Origin of the sequence: Agrococcus sp. Marseille-Q4369 (assembly GCF_018308945.1) — a bacterium.
Classification (GTDB): Bacteria; Actinomycetota; Actinomycetes; order Actinomycetales; family Microbacteriaceae; genus Agrococcus.
In genome coordinates this window covers 777,877-802,066 of record NZ_CP070501.1, presented here as the reverse complement: position 1 = coordinate 802,066, position 24,190 = coordinate 777,877, and the positions used below count along the sequence as shown (strand labels likewise).

Here is a 24,190-nt window from a genome sequence, read left to right as displayed (position 1 = left end):
ATTAGTCCTCCAACTCGTCCAGGGCGATATTCAGTTCCAGCACATTCACCCTCGATTCTCCCAGGTAGCCGGCATCCGGCCCCTGGGTGTGCGCCTCGACCAGTTCCCGCACCTGCTCAGCCGGGATGCCGCGGGCTTCGGCGACCCGGTTGATCTGAATCGCCGCGTACTCGGGACTGATGTGCGGGTCGAGCCCTGAGGAGGATGCGGTGACCGCGTCGGCGGGTACTTCATCCTCGGTTACCCCGTTGAACTCCGCGATCTGGGTCTTGCGCTCGGCGATCACGGCGATGAGGTCCTCGCTCTCGGGTCCCTGGTTGGTACCGGAGGAGGAGGTGCCGTCGTACCCGTCACCGGCCGCCGAGGGCCTGCTCTGGAAGTACTCCGGCAGCGGGTTCCCGTCCTCGTCGGTGAACGATTGTCCGATCAGCGACGAGCCGACGACGTCTCCATCTTTCGTGGTCAGCGGGGTTCCGTTCGCTTGCGCGGGGAAGGCGAGCTGCCCGATCCCGGTGATCAGCAGGGTGTAGCCGATTCCGAGGACGACGGTGAACATGAGCAGGGCGCGGGTGGCGACCCACAAGGTGCGTCCGCCACTGCGGGTGGCAGTGTTCATGATGTGTGTTCCTTTTCGAAGGTGTCAGAAGCCGGGGATCAGGCGCACGAGCAGGTCGATGAGCCAGATGCCGATGAAGGGGGTGATGATGCCGCCCAAGCCGTAGACGGCAAGGTTGCGGCCGAGGATCTTCGATGCATTCATCGGCCTGTACTTCACGCCGCGCAGGGCGAGAGGAACGAGGAAGACGATCACGATCGCGTTGAAGATCACCGCGGACAGCACGGCGGATGCCGGTGAGTGCAGCCCCATGATGTTCAGCGCCGCGAGTTGCGGGAACACGCCCATGAAGATCGCGGGGATGATCGCGAAGTATTTCGCGATGTCGTTGGCGATCGAGAACGTGGTGAGCGCTCCCCGGGTGATGAGCAGTTGCTTGCCGATGGCGACGATGTCGATGAGTTTGGTCGGGTCGGAGTCGAGATCGACCATGTTGCCGGCCTCTTTCGCCGCCGAGGTGCCCGTGTTCATCGCGACGCCGACGTCTGCCTGCGCGAGCGCGGGGGCGTCGTTGGTGCCGTCACCGGTCATCGCGACGAGGTTGCCGCCGTCCTGCTCCTTGCGGATGTAGGCGAGTTTCTGCTCCGGGGTCGCCTCGGCGAGGAAGTCGTCGACGCCGGCTTCCTTGGCGATCGCCGCGGCGGTGAGCGGATTGTCACCGGTCACCATCACGGTGCGGATGCCCATTGCGCGCAGCTCCGCGAACCTCTCGGTCAGTCCTTCCTTCACGATGTCCTTGAGATGGACGACGCCGAGGACCCGGCGCGTCCCGTTTGCGGACTTCACGGCGACGACCAGGGGGGTTCCGCCGGACTGGGAGATGTGCTCGACGTGCTCGTCGAGTTCGGCCAGTTCGCTGCTGGGCAGCCGCGCTCCGTCCTCCTCGAGCCAGCCGACGATCGCGCTCCCGGCGCCCTTGCGGATCTGCGTGCCGTCGGACAAGTCGAGTCCCGACATGCGGGTCTGCGCGGTGAACGGCACGATCTCACCACGAGGGTCGGTCGTCACGTCGATGCCCTCGGAGTGAGCGAGGTCGACGATGGACTTGCCTTCAGGGGTCGGGTCGGCGAGTGAGGATAGGGCGGCGGCTTCGATGAGTTCCTGTTCACGGACCCCGTTGAAGCGGACGAAGGCGCTGGCGCGGCGGTTTCCGTAGGTGATGGTGCCGGTCTTGTCCAGCAGCAGGGTCGTCACGTCACCGGCTGCTTCGACCGCACGTCCGGACATCGCGAGCACATTGCGCTGCACCAGCCGATCCATCCCTGCGATGCCGATGGCCGAGAGCAACGCGCCGATCGTTGTCGGGATGAGGCAGACCAGCAGCGCGACCAAGACGGTGATGCTCGCCGGGCTCGCCGGGTAGGACGCGATCGGGTTGAGGGTGAGCGCGACGACGACGAACACGATCGACAGTGACGCGAGCAGGATGTTCAGTGCGATCTCGTTGGGAGTGCGCTGGCGGGCGGCACCTTCAACGAGCGCGATCATCCGGTCCACGAACGTCTCGCCCGGCTTGGAGGTGATGCTGACTACGATCCGGTCCGACAGCACACGGGTGCCGCCGGTGACTGCGGAGCGGTCACCCCCGGACTCACGGACTACGGGTGCGGACTCGCCGGTGATGGCGGATTCGTCCACGCTTGCGATGCCCCAGACGATGTCGCCGTCACCGGGGATCAGCTCTCCGGCCGAGACAACAACGATGTCTCCGAGACGTAGATCGGCCGATGACACATCTTTGATGAGGGCTTCCTCCGCCGGCGCATCCGTAGTCGGGTGGTAGCTGACGAGACGATGCGCCGTGGTGCTGGTGCGGGTTTTGCGCAGCGTGTCTGCCTGCGCTTTGCCACGGCCTTCCGCGATCGACTCGGCGAGGTTCGCGAACACGACGGTCAGCCACAGCCAGACGGCGATGATCCAGGTGAACGACCACGGGACGCTGGTGCCGCCGGAGGCGGCGGGACCGCCGAGGAACGGTTCGGTGATCGCCAGCAGTGTCGTGAGGGCGGCGCCGACCCAAACGATGAACATGACGGGGTTGCGCCACTGATCGCGAGGGTTGAGCTTACGCAGTGCTCCGGGGAGCGCTGCGCGCACGTGCGCCCAGGTGAGCGTCTTTCGCGGAGCAGCCGTTGCGGGCTGCTTCGCTGTTTCTGGGGATGACGGGGTGTGAGTGATGGTGGACATGGTTTACAGCAGCCCTTCCGCCAGGGGACCCAGCGTGAGAACGGGGAAGAAAACGAGTGCGGTCACCAGGACCGCGGTACCGACCGTGAGGCCGACGAACAGTGGGCGGTGTGTCGGCAGCGTGCCAGCCGTGGCGGGGACCTTGTCCTGCGCGGCCAGCGACCCGGCCAGCGCCAGGACGAGAGCGATCGGCAGGAACCGGCCCAGCAGCATCGCGACGCCGAGTGCGGCGGTCAGCCACGGAGTGCTGGCCGTCAAACCCGCGAACGCAGACCCGTTGTTGTTCGACGCGGAGGCAAACGCGTAGATCACCTCAGACAGACCGTGCGATCCGGTATTCGCAAGCGACTCATCGACGATGCTGCCCCGCAATGCGGGGATCGCGAAGCTGAGCGCCACACCGCCGAGAACGAGGATCGGCATCACGAGGATGTACATGCTCGCGAGCTTCATCTCACGAGGGCCGATCTTCTTGCCCAGGTACTCCGGCGTGCGGCCCACGAGAAGCCCCGCGACGAACACGGCAATCACCGCGATGATCAGCATTCCGTACAGGCCTGCGCCCACACCACCCGGTGCGATCTCGCCCAGCAGCATGTTCAGCATCGGCATCATTCCGCCAAGAGCAGTGTAGGAGTCGTGCATCGAGTTCACCGACCCAGTCGAAGTCAGCGTGGTCGTCGAGGCGTAGATGACGGACTGCACCAGGCCGAAGCGGGTTTCCTTGCCTTCCATCGCCGCGCCGGCGAGTTCGGGCGCGGTGCCGCGGCCGGCGAACTCGAACGCGGCAAGCGTGAACGTCGAGGCAAGGTAAAGGGTGCCCATGACGGCGAGGATCGCGTATCCCTGACGGTTGTCGCCCACGATCTTCCCGAACGCACGGGGAAGAGAGAACGGGATCAGCAGGATCAGGAAGCACTGGAACAGGCTGGTCCAGCCGGTCGGGTTCTCGAACGGGTGCGAAGCGTTGGCGTTGTAGAAGCCACCGCCGTTCGTGCCCAGTTCCTTGATCGCTTCCTGGGAAGCGACCGGGCCACCCGGGATCGTCTGCGTGCCCCCGGTGATTGTGGTCACATCAACGTATCCGTTGAAGTTCTGCACGACACCGCCGGCGATCAGAACGATCGCTGCAACGATCGACATCGGCAGCAGGATGCGGAACGTGCCGCGAACGAGGTCGACCCAGAAGTTGCCGATCGTCCCCGACCTCCGGTACGCGAAACCACGCACGAGGGCGATCGCGACAGCGATGCCGGTCGCCGCCGACACGAAGTTCTGCACGGCGAGACCAGCGAACTGGACAGTGTAGGACAGCGCCTCACCCGAATACGCCTGCCAGTTCGTGTTCGTCACAAACGAGATCGCCGTGTTAAACGCGACCCCCGATTCGACGTTCTCGTTACCGAGGGAGTACGGCAACCACTGCTGGGTGCGTTGCAGTAGGAAAAGCAGAAGCACGCCGACGATCGAGAAGTACAGCACCGATCGCAGATACGCCTGCCAAGACTGCTCCTGATTCGGATCGACACCGATGACCTTGTAGATGCCGCGCTCGACACCCCAGTCCTTTCGTGTCGTGAAGGTCCAGGCCATGTAATCCCCGACGGGGCGATACAGCAGACCGAGGGCGAGGGCGAGCGTGGCGACGCCCGCGATGAGAAGTCCCCACTCCATCAGAAACGCTCCGGCTTCACGAGGGCGAACACAAGATAGACGACTGCGGCGATGGCGAGACCGGCAGCGAGGAGCTCGAATACGATCACAGCTTCTCCACCGCCTTCCCCACGAGGCCGACAGCAACGAACAGGGCGATCACGCCCAGCACGTAGACGATGTCAAGCAAGACAAGCTCCATTCGGACAAGAGCGACAGCAGGACTACTAGCCGCGCAACCCGAGATGCGGGTGCAACTCCCGATCAAACACCCGCCGACCACCGTGATACAGGCGTCCTAACGGAACCCATACGAGGAACCGCGCGACTCTGACATTCCCCTCACGCGAGACCCCGTCAAGCCTGAGTGCATGCGTCCGACGAGGGCCACGGGCAGGTTTTTCCAGGGCCGTTAAGACCGGCCGGTAGGCGCGCATGAGTTCTGTGAGGAGCTATACCGTGCCAGTCGGCGGCCGCGTAGGACTGCAGGTATGACTCTCACCGAGATCCTTCCCACCCTCAGACGCAGCATCCCCGACCCCCTCGAACCTCGACATTGGCCGGAGCACACCATCCCCACCACCTCGGATGTCGTGGTGGGCGGGGTGTCCTTGATGAGACTGGTGGAGATCACTGACACCCCAGCAGTGCTCACCGGTGACCTCCCGCACCCCAAGCCCGCACAGGCTCGCGCTCAAGGAATCGGAAACGACGTGACCGTGCTGCTCTTCCGAGTCACGCTCCGCATCGACACCGAGAAACACAAACAGGTCGCGCTCACCGACTGCGCATTCGACCGCGTCACCCCGCGCTGGTCAGAGTGCAGACTGATCGGACGCACCTCAACCACGAAGAGCATCACCATCGAGCTCATCCCCGGCGAATCCGGTGCCGCTCCCTGGCCGTACCCAATCGTCACACTGAAGCGCCCCGGGTTCGGTGGAGGTTCTCAACTCACGGAGGATAAGAGGCTCATCGCATTTGAGGGTGTAGCACCGGTCTGAAGCCGCCGGCTTCGAGCAGGGACCGGGCGATGTAGTTGCTGAGGTTCCGGAAGCCGAGCGCGGAGCCGCGGAGGTGCTCAAGGCGACCGTTGATCGCCTCGGTCGGACCGTTCGAAGTGCCGGGTCGGTCGAAGTAGGCGAGCACGTCGGCGGCCCGTCGCTTCAGCGTCCGCCCGAGCTTGCCGATCTCCTTGAGCGCTTGCGGGACGCCCGATCCGATCGCTTCGATCAGCGCCTGCATCAACTGCTTCGCCTTCGCCCTGTCGGGCTCGCGGTAGGCGGTCACGAGCCGCTGATAGAACTCACACGTGACCTCGACCGCGCCATGCCGCTCATCGGCGAACAGCGCGTCCAGTCGCGCGCCTTGCCGATCGGTGAGGAACCGCAGCCCGGTGTGCAGGGTGCGGCGGGCGCCGTAGAGCGGAACGCCCCTGCGGCCTCGATGACCGTGGATGTGCTGCTGGACGCGCCTGCGGCAGTCGTCCAGCGCGTCGCCGGCAAGGCGGACGACGTGGAACGGATCCATGACCGCGACCGCGTCCGGCACCTCTTCCGCGGCAGCGGTCTTGAAGCCGGCGAAGCCGTCCATCGCCACCACCGTGAGTCGGTCGCGCCACGCTGTCGGGCGGGCCGCGAGCCAGGTCTTGAACGCCTGCTTCGAGCGGCCAGGGACCATGTCGAGCAGGCGTGCCGGGCCGGTGCCGTCGCGGATCGGGGTGAGGTCGATGACGACGGTCACGTATCTGTCGCCGCGCCTGGTGTGACGCCAGACATGCTCGTCAACGCCGAGCGTGGTCACGCCCTCCAGCCGTGCCGGGTCGTCGATCAGCAGCCGCCGTCCCTCGGCCAGCACCGCGTCGTTGGCCGTGTGCCAGGCCACGCCCAGCCCGGCCGCGACGCGGGCCATCGAGAGGTGGTCGATGACAATGCCCTCCAGCGCCCACCGCAGACCGCCGCGGGAGAGCTTCGCTCGCGCCGGCGCTGCCGCCGTCGTGTCCTGCCGCCACGTCCGGCCGCACGGTGAGCAGCGGTAGCGGCGCACGCGCACCAGCAGCGTCGTCGGCCGGTGACCGAACGGCTCGTGCGCCAACCGACGCGTCACCGTGCCTCGCGGCACGCCCTCGGCGCCGCAGCTCCGGCACCACGGATCGGTCTCGGCCAGCCGGCACTCCAGCACCACCCGATCCGGCTCGAGGCGCTGCCCGACGACCTCCAGACCGAGCTCGTCCAGGCCGCAGAACGTGGTCAGGTCAGGGGTCGCGAAGGTAGCGTGGAACACGTCGAGGTCTCTCTCGGATGGCCGGCGTAGGAACCTCCATCCTGGGAGGCCTCGACACCTACCCGCCGACGACGCGCTCGACCCCGGCTACACCGTCATCTGCGAAGAGCCGGATAAGAGTCATGGCAGCACCGAAGAAGTACCCGGACGAGTTGCGTGAGCGCGCGACGCGGCTCGCGGTCGAGGCACGACAGGACCCGGCGCGGAAGACCGGTGCGCTTCAGCGCATCGGCGAGCAGCTCGGGATCAACCCTGAGACGCTACGCGGGTGGGTGAAACAGGCCGAGATCGACGCCGGGCAGGCGCCCGGGGTGAGGACCGCGGAGGCGCAGCAGATCAAGGAGCTTGAGGCCGAGGTGCGGGAGCTGCGGCGGGCGAACGAGATCCTGAAGACGGCATCAGCGTTTTTCGCCGCGGCGGAGCTCGACCGCAAGCTGAAGTAGCCGAGGTGCCGACCGCGGTGCTCATCGAGTACATCGACGAGCACCGCGACCGGTTCGGGGTCGAGCCGATCTGCCAGGTCCTGCGTGACGCGGACGTCCAGATCGCCCCGAGCACCTACTACGCCGCAAAGAGCCGGCCGCCGTCTGCCCGGGCTGTCAGAGACGCGGAGCTGACCGAGGACATCCGGGTGGTCCACAAGGCGAACCTCGGTGTCTACGGCGCCCGGAAGATCCATGCGGCCCTGAACCGGGATGGCGTCGAGGTCGCCCGCTGCACCGTCGAGCGGCTGATGCGCGCCGCGGGCATCCAGGGCATTCGGCGCGTCAAGACCCGCAAGACCACCTTCGGGGACGGCGCGGAGACCGACCGGCCCGCCGACCTCGTGAAGCGCGCGTTCACCGCGACAGCACCGAACCAGCTCTGGGTTGCGGACCTGACCTACATCCGCACCCACGCCGGGTGGACCTACGCCGCGTTCATTCTCGACGTGTTCAGCCGTCGTGTCGTCGGCTGGCAGGTGTCCACGTTGCTGCGCACCGATCTCGCCCTCGACGCGCTCGACATGGGCCTCTGGGAGCGCCGCAGAGCAGGGCAGGACATCACCGGGCTGATCCATCACAGCGATGCCGGAGTGCAGTATCGAGCGATTCGCTACACCGAGCGCCTCGCTGAAGCCGACGCCGTCGCGTCCGTCGGAACGGTCGGTGACAGCTACGACAACGCGATGGCCGAGGCGCTGAACTCGCTGTTCAAGGCCGAGTGCATCCGCAACCCGATGATGCGCCCCAAGGGCGGGTGGGCGTCGATCCGCGACGTCGAGATCGCGGTCGCCGAACACGTCGACTGGTACAACCACCGGCGCCTGCACGGCGAGATCGGACACATTCCGCCCGCCGAGTTCGAAGCCACCCACTGGGCATCCCACGAACCCGTCAGCTACGTTGGAGAACAGGTTCCCGTCGGAGCCGGTTCCAGATAACCGAGCCTCCACGAAACCCGGGGCGCTTCAACGAGCATGTCTGGCGTCACACCAGGCGCGGCGACAGATACGTGACCGTCATCATCGACCTCACCCCGATCCGCGACGGCACCGGCCCGGCACGCCTGCTCGACATGGTCCCTGGCCGCTCGAAGCAGGCGTTCAAGACCTGGCTCGCGGCCCGCCCGACAGCGTGGCGCGACCGACTCACGGTGGTGGCGATGGACGGCTTCGCCGGCTTCAAGACCGCTGCCGCGGAAGAGGTGCCGGACGCGGTCGCGGTCATGGATCCGTTCCACGTCGTCCGCCTTGCCGGCGACGCGCTGGACGACTGCCGCAGGCGCGTCCAGCAGCACATCCACGGTCATCGAGGCCGCAAGGGCGATCCGCTCTACGGCGCCCGCCGCACCCTGCACACCGGGCTGCGGTTCCTCACCGATCGGCAAGGCGCGCGACTGGACGCGCTGTTCGCCGATGAGCGGCATGGCGCGGTCGAGGTCACGTGTGAGTTCTATCAGCGGCTCGTGACCGCCTACCGCGAGCCCGACAGGGCGAAGGCGAAGCAGTTGATGCAGGCGCTGATCGAAGCGATCGGATCGGGCGTCCCGCAAGCGCTCAAGGAGATCGGCAAGCTCGGGCGGACGCTGAAGCGACGGGCCGCCGACGTGCTCGCCTACTTCGACCGACCCGGCACTTCGAACGGTCCGACCGAGGCGATCAACGGTCGCCTTGAGCACCTCCGCGGCTCCGCGCTCGGCTTCCGGAACCTCAGCAACTACATCGCCCGGTCCCTGCTCGAAGCCGGCGGCTTCAGACCGGTGCTACACCCTCAAATGCGATGAGCCCGTTTTCCCGTGGCGAAGGTCGACCTGGTCAAGGCGGCCACGGACGCTCTCTATGACCTCATGAACGAGAGCGTCTCCGAGCAGCTCATCTACGGCGGCGACTACGGCTACCCCTCGTTCGTGAAGTTCACTGTGCCAGCGATTGAGGACGCCGCCATCGCGGGCATCGTCCAGACGACGGAGTTCTCCTTCAAGGAGGACCCTGCGTCGCCTGACGTGATCATCGCAACCGCAGCAGCTGTCGTGACCCTCGAAGGGGGGCTTTACCGAGGGGACTGGCACTCTGGCGACGGCGAGGTGAGCATTATCGGGGAACTCAACAATCACTACCTCGAGGCCAGCGCGGAGGTCGAGGTTCGGGTTGTCGTCCAGCTCGACATCGAGGGCGGATCCGGGATCCCGATCGATGTGGTTCTTGAAGACCCACGGCCTGCGGTTGGCATTGCCGATGACGTGCTGGACTTCGCGCTCGCGGACTGACCGCTTGTTGCTGGGAACGGCGAGGCTCTGCCCATGTCGGGCAGGGTCGATTCTCGAGGAACATGACAACATTCCGGGATTCCGTGAGCACGACTTAAAGTTGATGTGCGACGTGTGCCGCGAAGAGCGAGACTTCGTCTCCGGACTTTCAGTGCGGGGTGGCGGATCGCGCCCATTCTCGCACCGGCTGCCGCCTGATGACCTCTGGTCCCGACCCGGCAGTGGCGTGCGAGTATCACTGCGGGGTGGGGATCGGTCTGCCGCCAGCTTCTGCCGGAACCCCTGCTCTGGTGATCTATGGAGGGGACCAGAAGGGGACCAGAATCATGCAAACCATGCATGGCGTGACATGCTCTGCATGATCTGATCGGCGGAATTCTGCGGTTTTCGGGTTGAATCGAGTCGTTTGGACGCCTGGGGGTCAAGGGGTCGCAGGTTCAAATCCTGTCAGCCCGACGGAAAAGCCCTGATGAGGAGCCATTCTCATCAGGGCTTCGTCATGTCTGGCGACGAGTTCTCGGTGGTCCCCCTCGGGTCCCCTGAGCAGACTGAGGGCACGTGCTCGTCGGCCGCCGAAGAGGCTCCTGGGTCTCGCGGCGGCTCCTCCTGTGGATAAGGAGACCAAAAGGGGACCAGAACGCCGATCGACGGCCTTCAGCGCCCGCTTCGAGGGCGGCCGCTTGCGAGCGTCGTGGTACGTCGACGGGGCGATCGTGGCGCCGTGCTCCGAGAGCACGCGGCAGATCGGCTCGACCCCGAACACGTCACGGTGCTCGTCGGTGAACGCAGTCAATACTTCGGTGGGCGGCCTGGCTCCGCCGCGAAGAACGCCGACGCCGCCTTGAGGATCTCGTTCGCCCGCCGCAGCTCCGCGTTCTCACGCTTCAGCTCGCGGATCTCGGCGATCTCCCGCGTCGTCTTGCCCGGCCGGTTGCCGCCATCGACCTCCGACTGCCGCAACCACTTCCGCAGCGTCTCGGGCGAACCGATGCCGAGCTTGCCCGCGATCGAACGGATCGCCTCGAACTCGCTCGGATACCGGCCCGCGGCCATCGACTCGACAACCGTCCGGACCGCGCGCTCCCGCAGCTCCCGCGGGTACTTGCTTGGACCTGCCATGACTCCATCCCCCAATCGATGGAGCCTCCGGACACCCCAGGGCGGTTCGCCCTAGCCCTGGGCCTCGCCGAGGCGCGCTTCGGGCGTGAGCTCGGCGCGGAGACCGCCGCCGGTCGCAGCCCGGGCAAGAGCGCGACCCAGCGCAGGTGCCTGCTTGAACAGATTGTGACCGGCCACGAAGAAGACAGAGCCTGCCTCCCACACGGCCACGCCGTCCTCACTCCACGGGAGGTCGGTCACCCAGCAGTGAAGGAAGTCGCGCGGCTCTGGGTGGAGACCGGGCAGCGCCCGTGTCACGTATTCGCGTGCGCGTTCGTCCAGCGATCGAATCGCCGCCGGGTCGATGAAAGTTCCGTCGTCGCGGACGCCGACGGTGTCGCTGAGTCCGACTGAATAGTTGCTGTTGCCCGGTAGCGGCGTCGCGTAGACGCCGACTTCGCCGAAGACGCCGCTGCTGTCCTGCAGGCACGCGACTCGTGCCGGGGCGGCGGCTTTCACGTCGAAGGTCAGCCTGACGTGTGCGGCAAGGCGAACCGGCAGCGACAGGCCGACGCTGCGTGCCAGGCGGGCGGTTTCGCGGCCCGCGCACACGACCACCTTCGAGTAGACAGCCCGGTCGGTGACGCTGCGCACCTCGACCGTCCCGTCGGCGCGGGGATCGATGGAGATGACCTCACCGGTGGTGACCGCATCTGCGAGGGCACCCGTGAGTGCCGTGATCGCGGCGCGGGTGCGGATCGCGCCGCCCGACTCGTCGAGCACCGCTGGCCCCGAGTACCCAGCGAGCAGCGGCATCCGCTGGGCGACCTCGGCCGCATCGATCTCGTGCGCTTCCACGCCGCCGACCTGGTCGAGCACCCGCAGCCGCGCCAGGGCGCTGTCTCCGATCGCCAGGACACCGTCTGATGAGACCAGCTCGACGTCGAAGTGTTCGGCCCACTCATCCCATACGCCGCGGCTTTCGCGTGCGAGAGCGACGAGTCGCGGGTCGTCGTGGGCGTGACGGAAGATCCGCGCCTCGCCTGCGGACTGACCCGTCCCGGGCAGACCAGCCTCGTACAAGCGCACCGACACGCCCTGCTCCCGCAGCGCGTACGCCGTCGACAGACCGACGATCCCGCCCCCGATCACTGCTACCTCGGGTGAACGCGTCGAGGCAACGCCGTCGTCAGTTCCTGTCATCGCGGTTCCTCGATCTGTTGGTGATGAGCGATAGGCCGCAAGAGAAGGGGCCGCTGCCACGACGTCAGCGGGCTGTGCAAGCCCGAAGTCACCGCGCGCAGCGACCCCTCCTCTCTCGGCCAGTACTCCCGGTCTGTGGTGTCAGGCGGGGAGCTTGGAGCCCAGTACGTCGAGCTTCTCGATCGTCGGTTCGGAGAACAACGTGCCGGTCTGCTCGCCGAGAGCTACCGCAACAGGGCCGGACAGGTGGGCGTCACGTCCGGCGTCATCGGGGAACACGTCGAAGATCCCGAACGAGGTCGGCCCGAGTCGGATCGCGAACCACGCGGTGGTCGCCTGCTCGTCCTCAACAAGCGCACGGCCGCTGTCGAGGAACTCCTTCACGTCGTCCTCCTTCCCGGGCAACGCGTCAAACCTGACCAGCAATCCCTTGGTCACACTCATGACTTCTCCTCTTCCTTTGTCGGGGCGCCCCCGAGTTGGGACACTATCGCCTCGGAGAACGCCGGCAGGTCCTCCGGCGAGCGGCTGGTGACGAGATTCTTGTCGACCACCACGCCCTGGTCGACGACGTCGGCGCCGGCGTTGCGCAGCCTCGACCAACGTCCACGGCCCGTGACAGATCGCCGCAACGGGCTTGCCGCTTTCGACGGCGTCGGGGTCCTGCTCGTCGCCGACGGCGCGGCGATGCTCGCGTACCGGCCGCAGGCGCGCTGAGGCCCCTGTGCCGCCGTGGAGGCGAACCGCATACGCTGTGGTCGTCTTCGACGGAAGGGTCCATCGTGCATCCAGCAGCGGAGCAGCCCGCGCCACAGCACATCCCCGGCGCTGACGAGCACAGCATCCCCGAGCTCGAGGCCGATCAGGAGGTGCCGCCGCGTCCCGAGGAGGAGATCGCTGACGTCGTTCGATCGGAACCGGACACGGCCGAGCACCGGCCGCAGGACCACTGACCGCGACATCGGGTGAGCGCCCCGAGCTCGAGCCGCCCGTGTACCGCGCCCCGATGCGCTCGCGGCTGCCCGCCGTCCCCGAAGGCGCCGCCGTCGAACGGGCGCTCACCGAAGGGGTCGTCGGCATGGGTGGCGTGCTCGACCCGGTGCCGCGCACCGTCGCCGAGGCGGCGACGGTCGCCGCCGAGCAGCACGACGAGCGGCTCGCCGCTCGCATCGAGCGCTTCGCCGACGCGCCCGACGGCGCCTTCGTCTGGACTCGCGACGGCGACGGGCTCGCCTGGCTCGGGCGGCTCGCGGGGCCGTGGCGCTACGACGCGAGCCCGGATGCGTCGGCGGTCGACCTCGTGCACGTGCGGCCGTGCGCGTGGCTGGCGGAGCCCGTGTCCGACGCCGACGTGCCGCCCGCGGTGCGAGCGACCTTCTCTCGCGGCGGCCGCAACTGGCAGCGCACGCACGACCCGGCCGTCTCGCGGCTCTCGGCGGCGCTCTGGGCGCGCGGCGTAGGGTGACGCGGACAGGCGTCCCGCCTGCCGAGAGGAGCGCATCCGTGATCCCCACCACCACCGCCCACAGCGGCCTCGAGCTGCCAGTGCTCGGCTTCGGCACCTACAAGCTCAAGGGCCGCGCGGGCGCCGACGCGATCGGCCGCGCGATCGAGCAGGGCTACACGCTGCTCGACTCCGCCTTCAACTACGAGAACGAGGGCACGGTCGGTGCCGCCGTGCGCGCATCCGGTCGTCGTGACGACCTCATCATCACGTCGAAGCTGCCCGGCCGCCACCACGAGCGCGACGCGGCGCTCGCGACGATCGAGGAGAGCGTCGCGCGCACCGGATTCGAGCGGCTCGACCTCTACCTCATCCACTGGCCGAACCCGCGCGTCGGCAAGTACGTGGATGCGTGGGGCGCGCTCATCGAGGCGAAGGAGCGTGGGCTCGTGGCCGCGATCGGCGTGTGCAACTTCCTGCCCGAGCACCTCGAGCGCCTGCACGCGGAGACGGGTGTGCTGCCCGAGGTCAACCAGATCGAGCTGCACCCGTACTTCCCGCAGGAGGAGCAGCTCGCCTACGACCGCGAGCACGGCATCATCACGCAGGCGTGGAGCCCGCTCGGGCGGGGCAACGACCTGCTCGAGCGAGGCGAGGTCGTGGAGATCGCCCGCGCGCATGGCGCGACGCCCGCGCAAGTGCTGCTCGCGTGGGCGATCGCGCGCGGCGCCGTGCCGCTGCCGAAGGCCGCGTCGGCCGAGCGGCAGCGAGAGAACCTCGGCGCACTCGACGTGGCGCTCGCGGACGACGAGGTCGCGGCGATCACCGCGCTGGGGCGGCCCGACGGGCGGCTCGCCGACCAGGACCCAGCGTCGTACGAGGAGATGTGACGCCGCCGCGCATCCATCACGAACGAACCACCGACCGAAGGGAGCGCACATGCGCGCCATCGTCCACGACCGATTCGGCGAGCCCGAGGACGTGCTGCACGTCGCGGAGCGACCCACGCCCGAGCCCGGGCCGGGCCAGGTGCGCGTGCGCACGACGCTCGCCACCATCCACAACCACGACCTCTGGACCGTGCGCGGCACCTACGGCTTCAAGCCCGAGCTGCCCGCGGGCAGCGGCACCGAGGCCGTCGGCGTCGTCGAGGCGCTCGGCGAGGGCGTCGACGGCCTCGCGATCGGCGACCGCGTCGTCGCAGGCGCCTTCGGCGTCTGGGCGGAGTCGTTCGTCGCCGACGCGCGCGGCCTCGTGCCGGCGCCGGATGGGCTGCCCGACAGCGCGGCCGCCCAGCTCGTCGCGATGCCGTTCAGCGCCGTGAGCCTGCTCGAGAGCCTCGACCTCGCCGAGGGCGACGTGCTCGTGCAGAACGCGGCGAACGGTGCGGTCGGCCGCATGGTCGCGCAGCTCGCGCCCGGCCGCGGCATCCGCGTCATCGGCCTCGTGCGGCGCCGGGAGGCGGTCGAGGAGCTGCGCGAGGCCGGCATCGAGGGCACCGTCGCGACGTCGGAGGACCATTGGCGCGAGCGCGTCCGCGAGCTCGCGGGCGACGGGCGCATCGTCGCCGGCGTCGACTCGGTCGGCGGGCCGGCTGCCGGCGACGTGCTCTCGGTGCTCGATGAGGGCGGCACGCTCGTCGTCTTCGGCGCGATGGCCGCCCCGACCCTCGAACTCTCCTCCGGCGACCTCATCTTCAAGCACACGACCGTGCGCGGCTTCTGGGGCAGCACTGTGGGCCGCACGATGGACCGCGCGACGCGCGAGCGGCTCTTCGCCGAGCTCGGCGAGCGCATCGGCGAGGGCACGCTCACGCTCCCGGTCTCGAGCACGCATCCCTTCGAGGACGTGCGAGAGGCGGTGCGCGCGAGCCTGACGGCTGGCCGCGTCGGCAAGGTGCAGCTGCGGCCGTAGCCTGGGTCGCGCCCACGAGACGATCAGGCGCTCTGCATAGCGTCGGGGCGGGGAGGAGCACCATGGGCGACTCGACGGGCGACGCTCCGCGCCGCATCCTCATCACGGGCGCGACGGGCGGCATCGGCCTCGTGCTCTCGGAGCGGCTGCAGGGCGACTACGAGGTCGTGATGCACGGCCGCACGCCGCGGAGCCCACGGCAGGAGCGCGAGCTCCGCGAAGCGGATCTCACCGACTTCGCGGCCGTGCTCGAGCTCATGGAGGGCGTCGACACCGTCGTGCACCTCGCCGGCAGCGCGAGCCCGGAGTCGACGTGGGACGACGTGCTGGGCGCCAACATCGTCGGCACCCGCAACGTGCTCGAAGCTGCCCGCGAGGCGGGCGTCCGCCGCGTCGTGTTCGCCTCCTCCAACCACGCGATGGGCATGTACGACCGGCTCGAGCAGTGGCCGGTCTACCCGCACCACTTGCCGCGCCCCGACTCGCTCTACGGCGTCTCGAAGGCGTTCGGCGAGACGCTCGGCCGCTACTACGCTGACGAGCACGGGCTCTCGTTCATCGCCCTCCGCATCGGCTGGATGACCGACGACCCGGCGAGCGCCGACCTCGACATCCTGCACGCGATGTGGTTGAGCGAGGACGACGCCGTGCAGGTGTTCCGCTGCGCGATCGAGGCGCCCGTCGACTTCGGGCTCTACTACGCGATCTCCGACAACCCGAACCGGCGGTGGGACCTGACGAACACCATGCTCGACCTCGGCTACCGGCCGAAGGACTCGTGGGCGGATGCGGCACCCGATGGCGAGGACGTCGTGCCGGAGGGGGAGTCGGTGCCCGACTCGTGGCCCGAGGGCTCGTAGGGGTCAGCTCGGCGACACGGCGTCGTCGGACGCACGCCCGATGAGCAGGTCGACGAGCCGCGCGGCGTCGTCGGCGGTCGACGAGGTGCGGCTGAGGGCGCGCAGCACGACCGCGCCGATGAGCGCCTCCGCGAGCTGCTCGGTCGCGACGCCCGGCCGCAGGCCCGTCGTGGTGCCGATCGCCGCGTCGAGGCGGCCCGAGATCGAAGCGGAGCCCGTGAGGCTGTCACGCAGGCGCGCGCCCACCTCCGGGTGCTCGGCGGCGGCCGCGAGCAGCGAGAGCACGAGGCCCGGCTCAGCATCGATCACCGCGAAGACCGTGGTGAGCCACGCCTGCATGTCGGCGCGCACGTCGCCCGTGTCGGGCAGCGCGAGCCGGTCGTCGAACAGCAGCCCCTCGAGCAGGCACTCCGCGACGAGTGCGCCCTTCGAGCGCCACCAGCGGTAGATCGTCTGCTTGCCGACGCCGGCGCGCGCGGCGACGCCCTCGATCGTGAGGTGCTCGTAGCCGCGCTCGGCGAAGAGCGCCGCGGTCGCGTCGAGGATCGCGATGCGGGCGGCCTCGCTGCGGACGGGACCCGTGCGGGGGAGGGACATGGCACCTCCAGGGCCACAGGAAAGACGAGACGGTGCGTGTTATCTTAGGCCCCGCTTGTCGTCGTCGGGAGCGCTCGGCCTCGGCTCGCGCGCGGATCGGAAGGGCCTCATGGCCGAGCTGCTGCACCGCCTGGGAACGTTCGCCGCGCGTCGCGCGTGGACGGTCCTGATCGCCTGGATCGTCATCCTCGCCGCCGCGGTCGGCGGGTTCCTCATCGGCTTCAAGGGGCTCTCGTCGAGCTTCGACATCCCCGGCACCGCCTCCGGGGAGATCGTCGCCGAGCTCGAGCGCGAGCTGCCGGACTTCGCCGGCGCGACCGGCACCGTCGTCGTGCACGCGACCGATGGCGCGATCACCGACGCGCAGCGCGAGCAGCTCGCCGAGCTCATCGAGGGCGCGGAGTCGCTGCCCGACGTCTCGGGCGTCAACGACCCGTTCGCGACCGAGGCCGAGCGCGCCGCTCAGGCACAGCAGCTCGAGGACGGCCGCGCCCAGCTCGAGGCAGGCCAGGAGCAGCTCGACGCGGGCCTCGCCCAGGTCGAGGCCGGCGCCGCGGCGCTCGAGGAGGGGCAGGCGGCGCTCGACGCCGCACGAGCGCAAGCCGAGGCCGCGGGCTTCCCGACCGCGCAGCTCGACGCGCAGCAGGCGCAGCTCGACGCGCAGCGCAGCGTGATCGACGAGCAGCGCGCGCAGCTCGACGAGGGGCAGGCCGAGCTCGACGAGCAGAGCGCCAGGCTCGAGCGAGGTGAGGAGCTCCTCTCGCTCGCCGACGGCATCCGCCTCGTCTCCGAGGACGGCGCCACCGCGCTCGTGACCGTCTCGTACACCGAGACGCGCCTGGAGCTGCCGCAGGAATCGAAGGACGCCACGATGGCGCACTTCACCTCGCGGCCCATCGACGGGCTCGAGATCTCGTTCTCGACCGACATCGCGCAGGGCGTGCCCGAGATCCTCGGCATCGGCGAGGCGGTCGGCGTGGCGCTCGCGGCGGTCGTGCTCGTCGTCGTGCTCGGCTCGCTGCTCGCGGCCGCCCTCCCGATCGTCACGGCGCTGCTCGGCGTCGCGATCGGCGCGATGGCCGTGCTGTCGTTCTCGGGGGTCGTGCAGATGGCGTCGGTCACGCCGATCCTCGGCGTCATGCTCGGCCTCGCGGTCGGCATCGACTACTCGCTCTTCATCATCTACCGCCACCGCAAGCAGCTGCTGCGCGGCGCCGACGTCGTCGAGTCGATCGGCCTCGCGAACGGCACCGCGGGCAACGCGGTCGTCTTCGCCGGCGTCACGGTCATCGTCGCGCTCCTCGCGCTCGGCATCACCGGCATCCCATTCCTCGGCCTCATGGGCGTCGCGGGCGCCGTGAGCGTCGCGATCGCCGTGCTCATCGCGATCTCGGCGACGCCGGCCCTGCTGGGCCTCGCCGGCCGCCGCATCCTCAGCCGTCGCGCGATCGCGAAGGCGGGGGCCGCGGGCGACGAGGCGGATGCGATGCGCTCGGTCCGCCCGATGTCGAGCGTGCGCGCGGTGCTGAGCGCGGTGCTCGCCGTCGCGGTGCTCGCGACGATCGCGATCCCGGCGCTCTCGATGCGCCTCGGCTTGCCCGACGGCGCCTCCGAGCCCGCCGACTCGACCGCCTACCGCGCCTACAGCCTCACCGAGGAGGCGTTCGGCGAGGGGCAGAACGGCCCGCTGCTCGTTACCGCGACGATGCCCGGCGACCTCGACGAGCTCGAGGTCGAGCAGCGCCAGCTCACCGTCGCGCGAGAGCTCGCGGCGACCGACGACGTCGTCGCCGTCGCACCGATCGCCGTCTCCGACGACGCCGGTGAGAGGGCACGGCTCGCGGTCTTCCAGGTCGTGCCCGCGGAGGGCCCCAACAGCGAGTCGACCGAGGCGCTCGTGCGCGAGCTGCGCGAGCGGCCCGCGATCGACGGCGACATCGAGCTCGGCGTCGCCGGCCAGGCGGCGAGCAACATCGACATCTCCGAGGGCCTCGCCGACGCGCTGCCCACCTACCTCGCGGTCGTCGTCGGGCTGTCGTTCCTCATCATGGTGATGGTGTTCCGCTCGCTCGTCGTGCCGCTCATCGCCACCGGCGGCTTCGTGCTCTCGCTCTTCGCGACCTTCGGCGCGGTCACCGCGGTCTTCCAGTGGGGCTGGCTCGGCGGCCTCTTCGGCGTCTCGGAGCCCGGCCCGATCCTGAGCTTCCTGCCCGTCATCCTCGTCGGCATCCTCTTCGGGCTCGCGATGGACTACCAGCTCTTCCTCACGACGGGCATGCGCGAGGCGTACGTGCACGGGGCGGATGCGCGGCTCGCGGTCGCGCGCGGGTTCCGGGCGGGGCGCAGCGTCGTCATCGCCGCCGCGCTCATCATGATCGCCGTCTTCGCGGGCTTCATCGCCTCGGAGTCGATCATCATCAAGGCGATGGGCTTCGGCCTCGCCCTCGGCGTGCTGCTCGACGCCTTCGTCGTGCGCATGCTGCTCGTGCCCGCGATCATGCACCTCGTCGGCAAGGCCGCGTGGTGGCTGCCGCGCTGGCTCGACCGCATCATCCCGAACGTCGACGTCGAGGGCGCCTCGCTCGAGCGCCGGCACCCGGCGGCGAGCACCGGCAGCACCGACGCGGTCGCCGCCGACACGACGAAGCGGGACTGACGCCGCGAGGCGGGGCTCAGAGGAGCGAGAGCTCCTTGAGCTTCGCCTCGACCTCGTCGTTGGTCGGCTCGACCTGGTGCGAGCCGTCGGGGAAGACGACGACCGGGATCTGCATGCGGCCCGAGATGCGCTGCGCCTCGCGGGTCGCCGACTCGTCCTCCTCGAGGTCGATGTAGTCGTAGGCCACCTCGAGCCCGTCGAGCTGCTGCTTCGTGCGCCGGCAGTCGCGGCACCAGTCGGCGCCGTAGACCCGGATCGTCCTCGTGTCGGTCATGAGCCCACGTTACGTGAGCGGCGCTCGAGTCCGCCACGCGCGAGTGCCGCGAGGATGCGCCAGCCGACCAGGAGCGCGAGCAGCGCGAGCGTCGCGACGGCGACGAATGGCAGTGCCGTGCCCTGCCCGCTCAGCGTGCGCAGCAGCATCCCGCCGCCGACGGTCACGAGCCACACCGGCACGCCGGTGCGGAGCGGCGCCGCGGGTCGCCGCCATGCGAGCGACACGAGCCAGCCCACGACGAGGGCAGCGAGGAACGGCCACGCCGTCGTCGCGAGCCCGAGCCCGCCCTCGGCGAGCACGCCCGCGCCGCCGTCGTCGTGGCTCGCGCGGCCGATCGCGGCGAAGACCACGACGAGCGCGGCGTCGAGCGCGAACGCGAGGAGGCGCGAAGGGGCTGCGGCGCGGCGGGTCACCTCTCGACCGTAGCCGCCCGGCGCATCTGGCATGCTCGGCCCCATGGAGGAGACCACCGCAACCGCACTCGACGTCGACGCGCTGCGGGCACGGTTCCCGTCGCTCGCCTCCGGCATCGCCCACTTCGACGGGCCCGGCGGCACGCAGACGCCCGCCGAGGTCGGAGAGGCGATCGCGCGCACGCTGACGAGCCCGCTCTCGAACCGGGGCTCGAGCGTCGCGAGCGAGCGCAACGCCGAAGCGGCCGTCGCCGCCTTCCGGGTCGCCTACGCCGACCTGCTGGGCGCCGACCCGCGCGGCATCGTCTACGGGCGCAGCGCGACGCAGCTCATCTACGACTTCTCGCGCGCGCTCGCGAAGGGCTGGTCGGCGGGCGACGAGCTCGTCGTCACGCAGCTCGACCACGACGCGAACGTGCGGCCGTGGCTGCAGATCGCCGAGCGCGTCGGCATGGCGGTGCGGTGGCTGCGGCTCGACCCCGCCACGGGGCAGCTGCGGCTCGACGAGCTCGACGAGGTCGTCACCGAGCGCACGCGCCTCGTCGCCGTCACCGGCGCATCCAACCTCATCGGCTCGAAGCCCGACCTGCCCCGCATCGCGGCCCGCGCGCACGAGGTCGGCGCGCTCGTGCACGTCGACGGCGTGCACCTCGCCGCGCACGACGCGATCGACGTCGGAGCGTTCGGCGCCGACCTCTTCGTCTGCTCGCCCTACAAGTTCTTCGGCCCGCACTGCGCCGTGCTCGCCGCCTCGCCCGAGCTGCTCGAGTCGCTGCACCCCGACAAGCTGTTGCCCTCGACGAACGCCGTGCCCGAGCGCTTCGAGCTCGGCACGCTGCCCTACGAGCTCATGGCGGGCGCGACCGCCGCCGTCGACGTGATCGCGAGCATCGCGGGCGCCCCGGGGAAGGATCCGCAGCGCGACCGCCGCGAGCGGCTCCTCGCGGCCAACGCGCTCATCGAGCACCACGAGCTGCGCCTGCGCGAGCGCATCGAGTCGCACGTGCGGTCGTACGACGGGCGGCTGACGCTGCACTCGGTCGCCGAGGACCGCACCTCGACGCTCTTCGTCACCTTCCGCGACCGCGATCCGTTCGCCGTCGCCCGCGATCTCGCCGGGCGCGACGTGCTCGCGCCCGCGGGCACCTTCTACGCGCACGAGCCGTTCCTCGCGCTCGGCACCGGGGTCGAGGCGGGCCTGCGGATGGGGCTCGCGCCCTACAACCACGACGCCGACGTCGACCGGCTGCTCGAGGGGCTCGACGCCGCGCTCGCGTGACGCGAGCGGGGGGAGAGCCCGCTGGTCGCGCCCGCCCGCGCGCCTCCGCTGAGCTCGACCCGCCAGGCGCGTGAAGGAGGCCACCGTGACCGACACCGCGAGCACTGCGCCCGCTGCCCCGAAGCTGCCGCCGCGCTGGTTCGTGCGCGCAGCATGGGTCGTGCACCGCGCGCTCTACCGAGCGACTCGCGGGCGCTTCGGCCTCGCCCGGCCGAGGCCCGGCAGGTTCGGCATGCTGCGCCTGCACACGATGGGCCGAGGCGCACCCCGCTTGACGCCGCAACCTCTGCGCGCACCCCGACGCATCCGTCGACCTGCCCGAGGGCCCGCGCCTCGTGCGCGCCCGAGAGGTGACCGGGCTCGAACGCGAGCGCCTGCTCGCGGGGTTCGACGCGTTCCACGAGGGACCGGCGATGGCGGAGTACGAGCGGGCGCGCCGGCGCGCGACGCCCGTCGTCGTGCTCGAGCCGCGCGCCGCTTGACCCTCGCCGCGTCGCTAGGGCTCGAAGACGAGGATGCGGTCGTCGCCCTCCGCGGGTCGCCCGCGGCCGTCGGTGCTGCCGGTGAGCGCCCAGACCGAGCCGTCCGGTGCGGCCGCGACATCGCGCATCCGACCGTGCTCGCCCCGCCAGTGCACGCTCGAGCTCGCCACGTCGTCGATCGGTACGCGGCGCAGCGACTGGCCGCGCAGGTTCGCGATCCAGAGCGCATCGGCGGCGAACGCCATGCCGCTCGGGCTCGCCTCGGCGGGCGCCCACGGCTGCACGGGGTCGGTGAAGCGCCGATCGCCCGCCGCCCCCTCGACCATCGGCCAGCCGTAGTTCGCGCCCGCCTCGATGACGTTGAGCTCGTCCCACGTGTCCTGGCCGAACTCGGTCGCGAAGAGCCTGCCGTCGTCGCTCCACGGGAGACCCTGCGGATTGCGGTGGCCGAGCGTGTAGACGGGGGAGGCGGGGTCGGGGTTGTCGGCGGGCACCGAGCCGTCGGGCTCGAGCCGCAGGATCTTGCCCGCGAGGCTCGCCGGGTCCTGCGCCCTGCTCGGCACGCCCGCGTCGCCCGTCGTCGCGTAGAGCATCCCGTCCGGTCCGATCGCGATGCGCCCGCCGTTGTGGTTGCCGGCCGCCGGGATGCCGGTGAGCAGCTCGTCGGGTTCGCCGAGCGTGCGCGCGCCGGGCTCGCCCTCGAGCGTCGCGCGCAGGATCGCGTTGCCGTCGCCCTCGTCGCGTACCAGTTGAGGTGCCCGTCGTGCACCGCGATGCCGAGCAGCCCGCCCTCGCCGCGCGGCTCGACGCTGTCGATCTCGGCGATCGGCGCCGACAGGAGCGCGATCGACCACGGGCTCTCGAAATCGGTCGCTCACGGTGCTGCTCCGGCCATGCTCGGGCTCCCTCCCGGGGTGCGCTCAGCACTCGCGCGCACGGGAGGTACGGTGGCGATCATGAGCACGCCCGCGGCTGGCTTCGCGCTCGACACGAGCGCCGGCGTCGATGTGCGGCCGAGTGTGCCGTGGCCCGCGTGGATCGCGGCGGGGGCGCTCATCTTCCTCGCCGCGGTCGCGGGCGTGCTGTTCGCGCCCGTAGGCACGACGGTCGCGGTGTGGTGGCCAGCCGCGGGGCTCTCGGTCGCCTTCGCGCTGCTGCAGCCGCCGCGCCGCGGGGACGGCGGTGGGCTCAGCGTCGAGCTGCGGCTGCCGGCTGCGCCGCCGCCGAGCGACTGAGCGCGCGCTCGAGGTCGTCGATGAGGTCGGCCGGGTCCTCGAGGCCGATCGACAGCCGCAGCACGCCCGCGTGCGGCTTCGCCGCCGCCGCGACGGGGCGGTGGGTGAGCGACGCGGGATGCTGGATGAGCGAGTCGACGCTGCCGAGCGAGACGGCGTGCGTGAACAGCTCGACCGACTCCGCGACGGCGGCGGCCCGCTCGAACGAGCCGACGTCGACCGCGATCATCGAGCCGGGCCCCGCCATCTGCCTGCCCGGTCCCACGAGGCCCGCGGGGTCGCATCCGTCGAGCCCCGGGTAGCGCACCTCGAGCACGCCGTCCATCGCGGCGAGGGCGCGCGCGACGACCTCGGCCCCCGCCTGCTGCGCCCGCACGCGCAGCGGCAGCGTCTGCAGGCCGCGGTGCATGAGGTAGGCGGCGAGCGGATGCGCGGGGGCGCCCGTGATGGCGCGCACGGGCCGGAGGGCTCGCGCCCACTCCGCATCGCACGCGACGACGCCGCCGACCACGTCGCCGTGGCCGCCGATGTACTTCGTCGCCGAGTGCAGCGAGAGCGCGGCGCCGTGCGACAGCGGTCGCTGCAGCACGGGTGTCGCGAACGTGTTGTCGACGAGCACGGGCGCGTCGCCGGCAGCGGCGGCGAGCGCCGAGAGGTCGACGAGCTCGAGCGTCGGGTTCGCGGGGGTCTCGACGACCACCAGGCCCGTGTCGGGGCGGCACGCGCGCGCGACCGCGTCGACCGAGTCGACGAAGGTCGTCTCGGTGCCGAGCAGGCCGGTCGCGAGCAGGTGGTCGGTGCCGCCGTAGAGCGGCCGCAGCGCCACGACGTGGTTGCCGCGCCGCTGACGCGCGGCCATCAGCACGGCGGTCACGGCCGCCATGCCGGAGGCGAAGGCGACGGCGCGCTCGGCGCCCTCGAGCTGCGCGAGGGCATCCTCGAACCGCGCGACCGTCGGGTTCCAGAGCCGCTGGTAGACCGCGGAGCCATCGCCGACGTCGCCGCCCGTCGCGAGCCGCTCGTAGGCATCGCCGCCGGTGAGGACGTCGGGGAGCGGGTTCGTGGAGGAGAGGTCGATGGGGATCGCGTGCACGCCGAGCGACCGCAGATCGTCGCGGCCGGCATGCACCGCGAGCGAGTCGGGTCGGAGGCGAGCGTCATTGCTCGTCGTCATGCACTCGATCATGCCTCAAATCCCGGATGATGGGGGGGCGCCTCGCGAAAGCGGGCGTCCGTGCTGCCGCG

The 24,190-nt window shown here is 70.1% G+C and carries 24 protein-coding genes, 3 pseudogenes and 2 other annotated features; of the genes and pseudogenes, 13 read left to right on the top strand and 14 right to left on the bottom strand.

What is annotated here, in order from left to right; genetic code table 11:
- Position 1: 1 nt before the first annotated feature.
- The 4 genes from kdpC to JSQ78_RS04080 are packed head-to-tail and all read right to left on the bottom strand — an operon-like array spanning position 2 to position 4,566.
- Positions 2-616, bottom strand: coding sequence for a potassium-transporting ATPase subunit KdpC (gene kdpC / locus JSQ78_RS04095; protein WP_211449603.1), 615 nt, complete (start codon positions 614-616; stop codon positions 2-4).
- A 24-nt stretch (positions 617-640) separates the two neighbouring features.
- On the bottom strand, positions 641-2,803 hold the full coding sequence (gene kdpB / locus JSQ78_RS04090) for a potassium-transporting ATPase subunit KdpB (protein ID WP_211449601.1): 2,163 nt from the start codon (positions 2,801-2,803) through the stop codon (positions 641-643).
- 3 nt (positions 2,804-2,806) lie between these two features.
- A complete protein-coding gene (gene kdpA / locus JSQ78_RS04085) occupies positions 2,807-4,477 on the bottom strand; it encodes a potassium-transporting ATPase subunit KdpA (RefSeq protein ID WP_211449599.1) in 1,671 nt (556 codons plus the stop codon).
- A complete protein-coding gene (locus tag JSQ78_RS04080) occupies positions 4,477-4,566 on the bottom strand; it encodes a potassium-transporting ATPase subunit F (RefSeq protein WP_125107150.1) in 90 nt (29 codons plus the stop codon). Before JSQ78_RS04080 ends, kdpA begins: the two co-directional genes overlap by 1 nt.
- Before the next feature lie 381 nt (positions 4,567-4,947).
- On the opposite strand from JSQ78_RS04080, the gene JSQ78_RS04075 reads away from it, so the two are divergent.
- Positions 4,948-5,460 carry a hypothetical protein gene (locus tag JSQ78_RS04075; RefSeq protein WP_211449598.1) on the top strand — a complete coding sequence of 171 codons (513 nt, stop codon included), beginning with the start codon at positions 4,948-4,950 and terminating at the stop codon, positions 5,458-5,460.
- On the opposite strand, the gene JSQ78_RS04070 is transcribed toward JSQ78_RS04075, so the two are convergent.
- Positions 5,429-6,739: an ISL3 family transposase gene (locus tag JSQ78_RS04070; RefSeq protein WP_211449596.1), complete on the bottom strand. Its 1,311-nt coding sequence runs from the start codon at positions 6,737-6,739 to the stop codon at positions 5,429-5,431. The two genes, JSQ78_RS04075 and JSQ78_RS04070, sit on opposite strands and share 32 nt — an antisense overlap.
- 122 nt (positions 6,740-6,861) lie before the next feature.
- On the opposite strand from JSQ78_RS04070, the gene JSQ78_RS04065 reads away from it, so the two are divergent.
- The 3 genes and pseudogenes from JSQ78_RS04065 to JSQ78_RS04055 all read left to right on the top strand — a co-directional run bounded on the left by JSQ78_RS04065 (position 6,862) and on the right by JSQ78_RS04055 (position 9,487).
- Positions 6,862-8,162, top strand: a protein-coding gene (locus JSQ78_RS04065; RefSeq protein WP_502756133.1) for an IS3 family transposase whose coding sequence is annotated in 2 segments (ribosomal slippage) — positions 6,862-7,144 and positions 7,144-8,162 — 1,302 coding nt in all. Because the reading frame shifts where the segments join, the coding sequence is not laid out codon by codon here.
- Positions 7,140-7,292, top strand: a sequence feature (AL1L pseudoknot). It overlaps the preceding gene by 153 nt.
- A 29-nt stretch (positions 8,163-8,191) precedes the next feature.
- Positions 8,192-9,004, top strand: a pseudogene (locus tag JSQ78_RS04060) (ISL3 family transposase); the annotation flags it as partial.
- Between the two features lie 12 nt (positions 9,005-9,016).
- Positions 9,017-9,487 carry a hypothetical protein gene (locus JSQ78_RS04055; RefSeq protein WP_211449592.1) on the top strand — a complete coding sequence of 157 codons (471 nt, stop codon included), beginning with the start codon at positions 9,017-9,019 and terminating at the stop codon, positions 9,485-9,487.
- A gap of 664 nt (positions 9,488-10,151) precedes the next feature.
- Here JSQ78_RS04055 and JSQ78_RS04050 read toward each other — a convergent pair.
- The 4 genes and pseudogenes from JSQ78_RS04050 to JSQ78_RS04035 all read right to left on the bottom strand — a co-directional run.
- Positions 10,152-10,606: pseudogene (locus JSQ78_RS04050) on the bottom strand (transposase); the annotation flags it as partial.
- Positions 10,191-10,319, bottom strand: a sequence feature (AL1L pseudoknot). Its footprint overlaps the pseudogene before it by 129 nt.
- Before the next feature lie 51 nt (positions 10,607-10,657).
- A complete protein-coding gene (locus JSQ78_RS04045) occupies positions 10,658-11,788 on the bottom strand; it encodes an NAD(P)/FAD-dependent oxidoreductase (RefSeq protein WP_211449589.1) in 1,131 nt (376 codons plus the stop codon).
- A gap of 141 nt (positions 11,789-11,929) precedes the next feature.
- Entirely contained in the window at positions 11,930-12,232 is a 303-nt protein-coding gene (locus JSQ78_RS04040; RefSeq protein WP_075818624.1) for a putative quinol monooxygenase, read from the bottom strand.
- Positions 12,229-12,445: pseudogene (locus JSQ78_RS04035) on the bottom strand (DJ-1/PfpI family protein); the annotation flags it as partial. The pseudogene JSQ78_RS04035 and the gene JSQ78_RS04040, both read right to left, overlap by 4 nt.
- Positions 12,446-12,570: 125 nt before the next feature.
- Between JSQ78_RS04035 and JSQ78_RS04030 the strand changes: the two are divergent.
- From JSQ78_RS04030 to JSQ78_RS04010, 5 genes are all read left to right on the top strand, one after another.
- Positions 12,571-12,741 (top strand): hypothetical protein, encoded by a 171-nt coding sequence (locus JSQ78_RS04030; protein WP_211450669.1) that lies wholly within the window; start codon positions 12,571-12,573, stop codon positions 12,739-12,741.
- Positions 12,742-12,794: 53 nt separating this feature from the next.
- Positions 12,795-13,253 carry a GAF domain-containing protein gene (locus tag JSQ78_RS04025; protein WP_211449587.1) on the top strand — a complete coding sequence of 153 codons (459 nt, stop codon included), beginning with the start codon at positions 12,795-12,797 and terminating at the stop codon, positions 13,251-13,253.
- 38 nt (positions 13,254-13,291) lie between these two features.
- Positions 13,292-14,122, top strand: a complete 831-nt coding sequence (locus tag JSQ78_RS04020; protein WP_211449585.1) for an aldo/keto reductase — start codon at positions 13,292-13,294, stop codon at positions 14,120-14,122.
- A 49-nt stretch (positions 14,123-14,171) separates the two neighbouring features.
- The gene (locus JSQ78_RS04015; protein ID WP_211449584.1) at positions 14,172-15,146 is read left to right on the top strand and encodes a zinc-binding dehydrogenase; all 975 of its coding nucleotides are present in this window, start codon (positions 14,172-14,174) and stop codon (positions 15,144-15,146) included.
- A gap of 62 nt (positions 15,147-15,208) precedes the next feature.
- On the top strand, positions 15,209-16,006 hold the full coding sequence (locus JSQ78_RS04010) for an NAD-dependent epimerase/dehydratase family protein (RefSeq protein ID WP_211449582.1): 798 nt from the start codon (positions 15,209-15,211) through the stop codon (positions 16,004-16,006).
- Between the two features lie 3 nt (positions 16,007-16,009).
- Here JSQ78_RS04010 and JSQ78_RS04005 read toward each other — a convergent pair whose 3' ends face one another.
- Positions 16,010-16,603: a TetR/AcrR family transcriptional regulator gene (locus tag JSQ78_RS04005; protein WP_211449580.1), complete on the bottom strand. Its 594-nt coding sequence runs from the start codon at positions 16,601-16,603 to the stop codon at positions 16,010-16,012.
- A 109-nt stretch (positions 16,604-16,712) separates the two neighbouring features.
- On the opposite strand from JSQ78_RS04005, the gene JSQ78_RS04000 reads away from it, so the two are divergent.
- Positions 16,713-19,259 carry an MMPL family transporter gene (locus JSQ78_RS04000; RefSeq protein WP_211450502.1) on the top strand — a complete coding sequence of 849 codons (2,547 nt, stop codon included), beginning with the start codon at positions 16,713-16,715 and terminating at the stop codon, positions 19,257-19,259.
- A gap of 16 nt (positions 19,260-19,275) precedes the next feature.
- Here the strand turns inward: JSQ78_RS04000 and JSQ78_RS03995 are convergent, their stop codons facing one another.
- Positions 19,276-19,533, bottom strand: coding sequence for a glutaredoxin domain-containing protein (locus JSQ78_RS03995; RefSeq protein WP_211449579.1), 258 nt, complete (start codon positions 19,531-19,533; stop codon positions 19,276-19,278).
- Positions 19,530-19,949 carry a DUF3054 domain-containing protein gene (locus JSQ78_RS03990; protein WP_249295891.1) on the bottom strand — a complete coding sequence of 140 codons (420 nt, stop codon included), beginning with the start codon at positions 19,947-19,949 and terminating at the stop codon, positions 19,530-19,532. The genes JSQ78_RS03995 and JSQ78_RS03990 overlap by 4 nt, the downstream gene beginning before the upstream one ends.
- Before the next feature lie 43 nt (positions 19,950-19,992).
- Here JSQ78_RS03990 and JSQ78_RS03985 point away from each other — a divergent pair, with 43 nt between their 5' ends.
- Positions 19,993-21,228, top strand: a complete 1,236-nt coding sequence (locus JSQ78_RS03985; RefSeq protein WP_211449575.1) for a cysteine desulfurase-like protein — start codon at positions 19,993-19,995, stop codon at positions 21,226-21,228.
- Between the two features lie 350 nt (positions 21,229-21,578).
- Positions 21,579-21,710, top strand: a complete 132-nt coding sequence (locus JSQ78_RS13995) for a hypothetical protein (protein WP_283245031.1) — start codon at positions 21,579-21,581, stop codon at positions 21,708-21,710.
- Positions 21,711-21,724: 14 nt separating this feature from the next.
- On the opposite strand, the gene JSQ78_RS03975 is transcribed toward JSQ78_RS13995, so the two are convergent.
- Positions 21,725-22,588, bottom strand: coding sequence for a PQQ-dependent sugar dehydrogenase (locus JSQ78_RS03975; protein WP_349305133.1), 864 nt, complete (start codon positions 22,586-22,588; stop codon positions 21,725-21,727).
- A 78-nt stretch (positions 22,589-22,666) separates the two neighbouring features.
- On the opposite strand from JSQ78_RS03975, the gene JSQ78_RS03970 reads away from it, so the two are divergent.
- Entirely contained in the window at positions 22,667-22,945 is a 279-nt protein-coding gene (locus JSQ78_RS03970; RefSeq protein ID WP_211449574.1) for a hypothetical protein, read from the top strand.
- Here JSQ78_RS03970 and JSQ78_RS03965 read toward each other — a convergent pair.
- Positions 22,899-24,119, bottom strand: a complete 1,221-nt coding sequence (locus JSQ78_RS03965) for a trans-sulfuration enzyme family protein (protein WP_211449572.1) — start codon at positions 24,117-24,119, stop codon at positions 22,899-22,901. The genes JSQ78_RS03970 and JSQ78_RS03965 overlap by 47 nt on opposite strands.
- Positions 24,120-24,190: the final 71 nt, after the last annotated feature.

Excerpts from the sequence above, each read along its gene's own strand:
- kdpC (WP_211449603.1), bottom strand. The coding sequence starts at position 616 with ATGAACACTGCCACCCGCAGTGGCGGACGCACCTTGTGGGTCGCCACC.
- kdpB (WP_211449601.1), bottom strand. The coding sequence starts at position 2,803 with ATGTCCACCATCACTCACACCCCGTCATCCCCAGAAACAGCGAAGCAG.
- kdpA (WP_211449599.1), bottom strand. The coding sequence starts at position 4,477 with ATGGAGTGGGGACTTCTCATCGCGGGCGTCGCCACGCTCGCCCTCGCC.
- JSQ78_RS04075 (WP_211449598.1), top strand. The coding sequence starts at position 4,948 with ATGACTCTCACCGAGATCCTTCCCACCCTCAGACGCAGCATCCCCGAC.
- JSQ78_RS04045 (WP_211449589.1), bottom strand. The coding sequence starts at position 11,788 with ATGACAGGAACTGACGACGGCGTTGCCTCGACGCGTTCACCCGAGGTA.
- JSQ78_RS04040 (WP_075818624.1), bottom strand. The coding sequence starts at position 12,232 with ATGAGTGTGACCAAGGGATTGCTGGTCAGGTTTGACGCGTTGCCCGGG.
- JSQ78_RS04025 (WP_211449587.1), top strand. The coding sequence starts at position 12,795 with ATGCGCTCGCGGCTGCCCGCCGTCCCCGAAGGCGCCGCCGTCGAACGG.
- JSQ78_RS04015 (WP_211449584.1), top strand. The coding sequence starts at position 14,172 with ATGCGCGCCATCGTCCACGACCGATTCGGCGAGCCCGAGGACGTGCTG.
- JSQ78_RS04010 (WP_211449582.1), top strand. The coding sequence starts at position 15,209 with ATGGGCGACTCGACGGGCGACGCTCCGCGCCGCATCCTCATCACGGGC.
- JSQ78_RS04005 (WP_211449580.1), bottom strand. The coding sequence starts at position 16,603 with ATGTCCCTCCCCCGCACGGGTCCCGTCCGCAGCGAGGCCGCCCGCATC.
- JSQ78_RS04000 (WP_211450502.1), top strand. The coding sequence starts at position 16,713 with ATGGCCGAGCTGCTGCACCGCCTGGGAACGTTCGCCGCGCGTCGCGCG.
- JSQ78_RS03995 (WP_211449579.1), bottom strand. The coding sequence starts at position 19,533 with ATGACCGACACGAGGACGATCCGGGTCTACGGCGCCGACTGGTGCCGC.
- JSQ78_RS03985 (WP_211449575.1), top strand. The coding sequence starts at position 19,993 with ATGGAGGAGACCACCGCAACCGCACTCGACGTCGACGCGCTGCGGGCA.
- JSQ78_RS03970 (WP_211449574.1), top strand. The coding sequence starts at position 22,667 with ATGAGCACGCCCGCGGCTGGCTTCGCGCTCGACACGAGCGCCGGCGTC.
- JSQ78_RS03965 (WP_211449572.1), bottom strand. The coding sequence starts at position 24,119 with ATGACGACGAGCAATGACGCTCGCCTCCGACCCGACTCGCTCGCGGTG.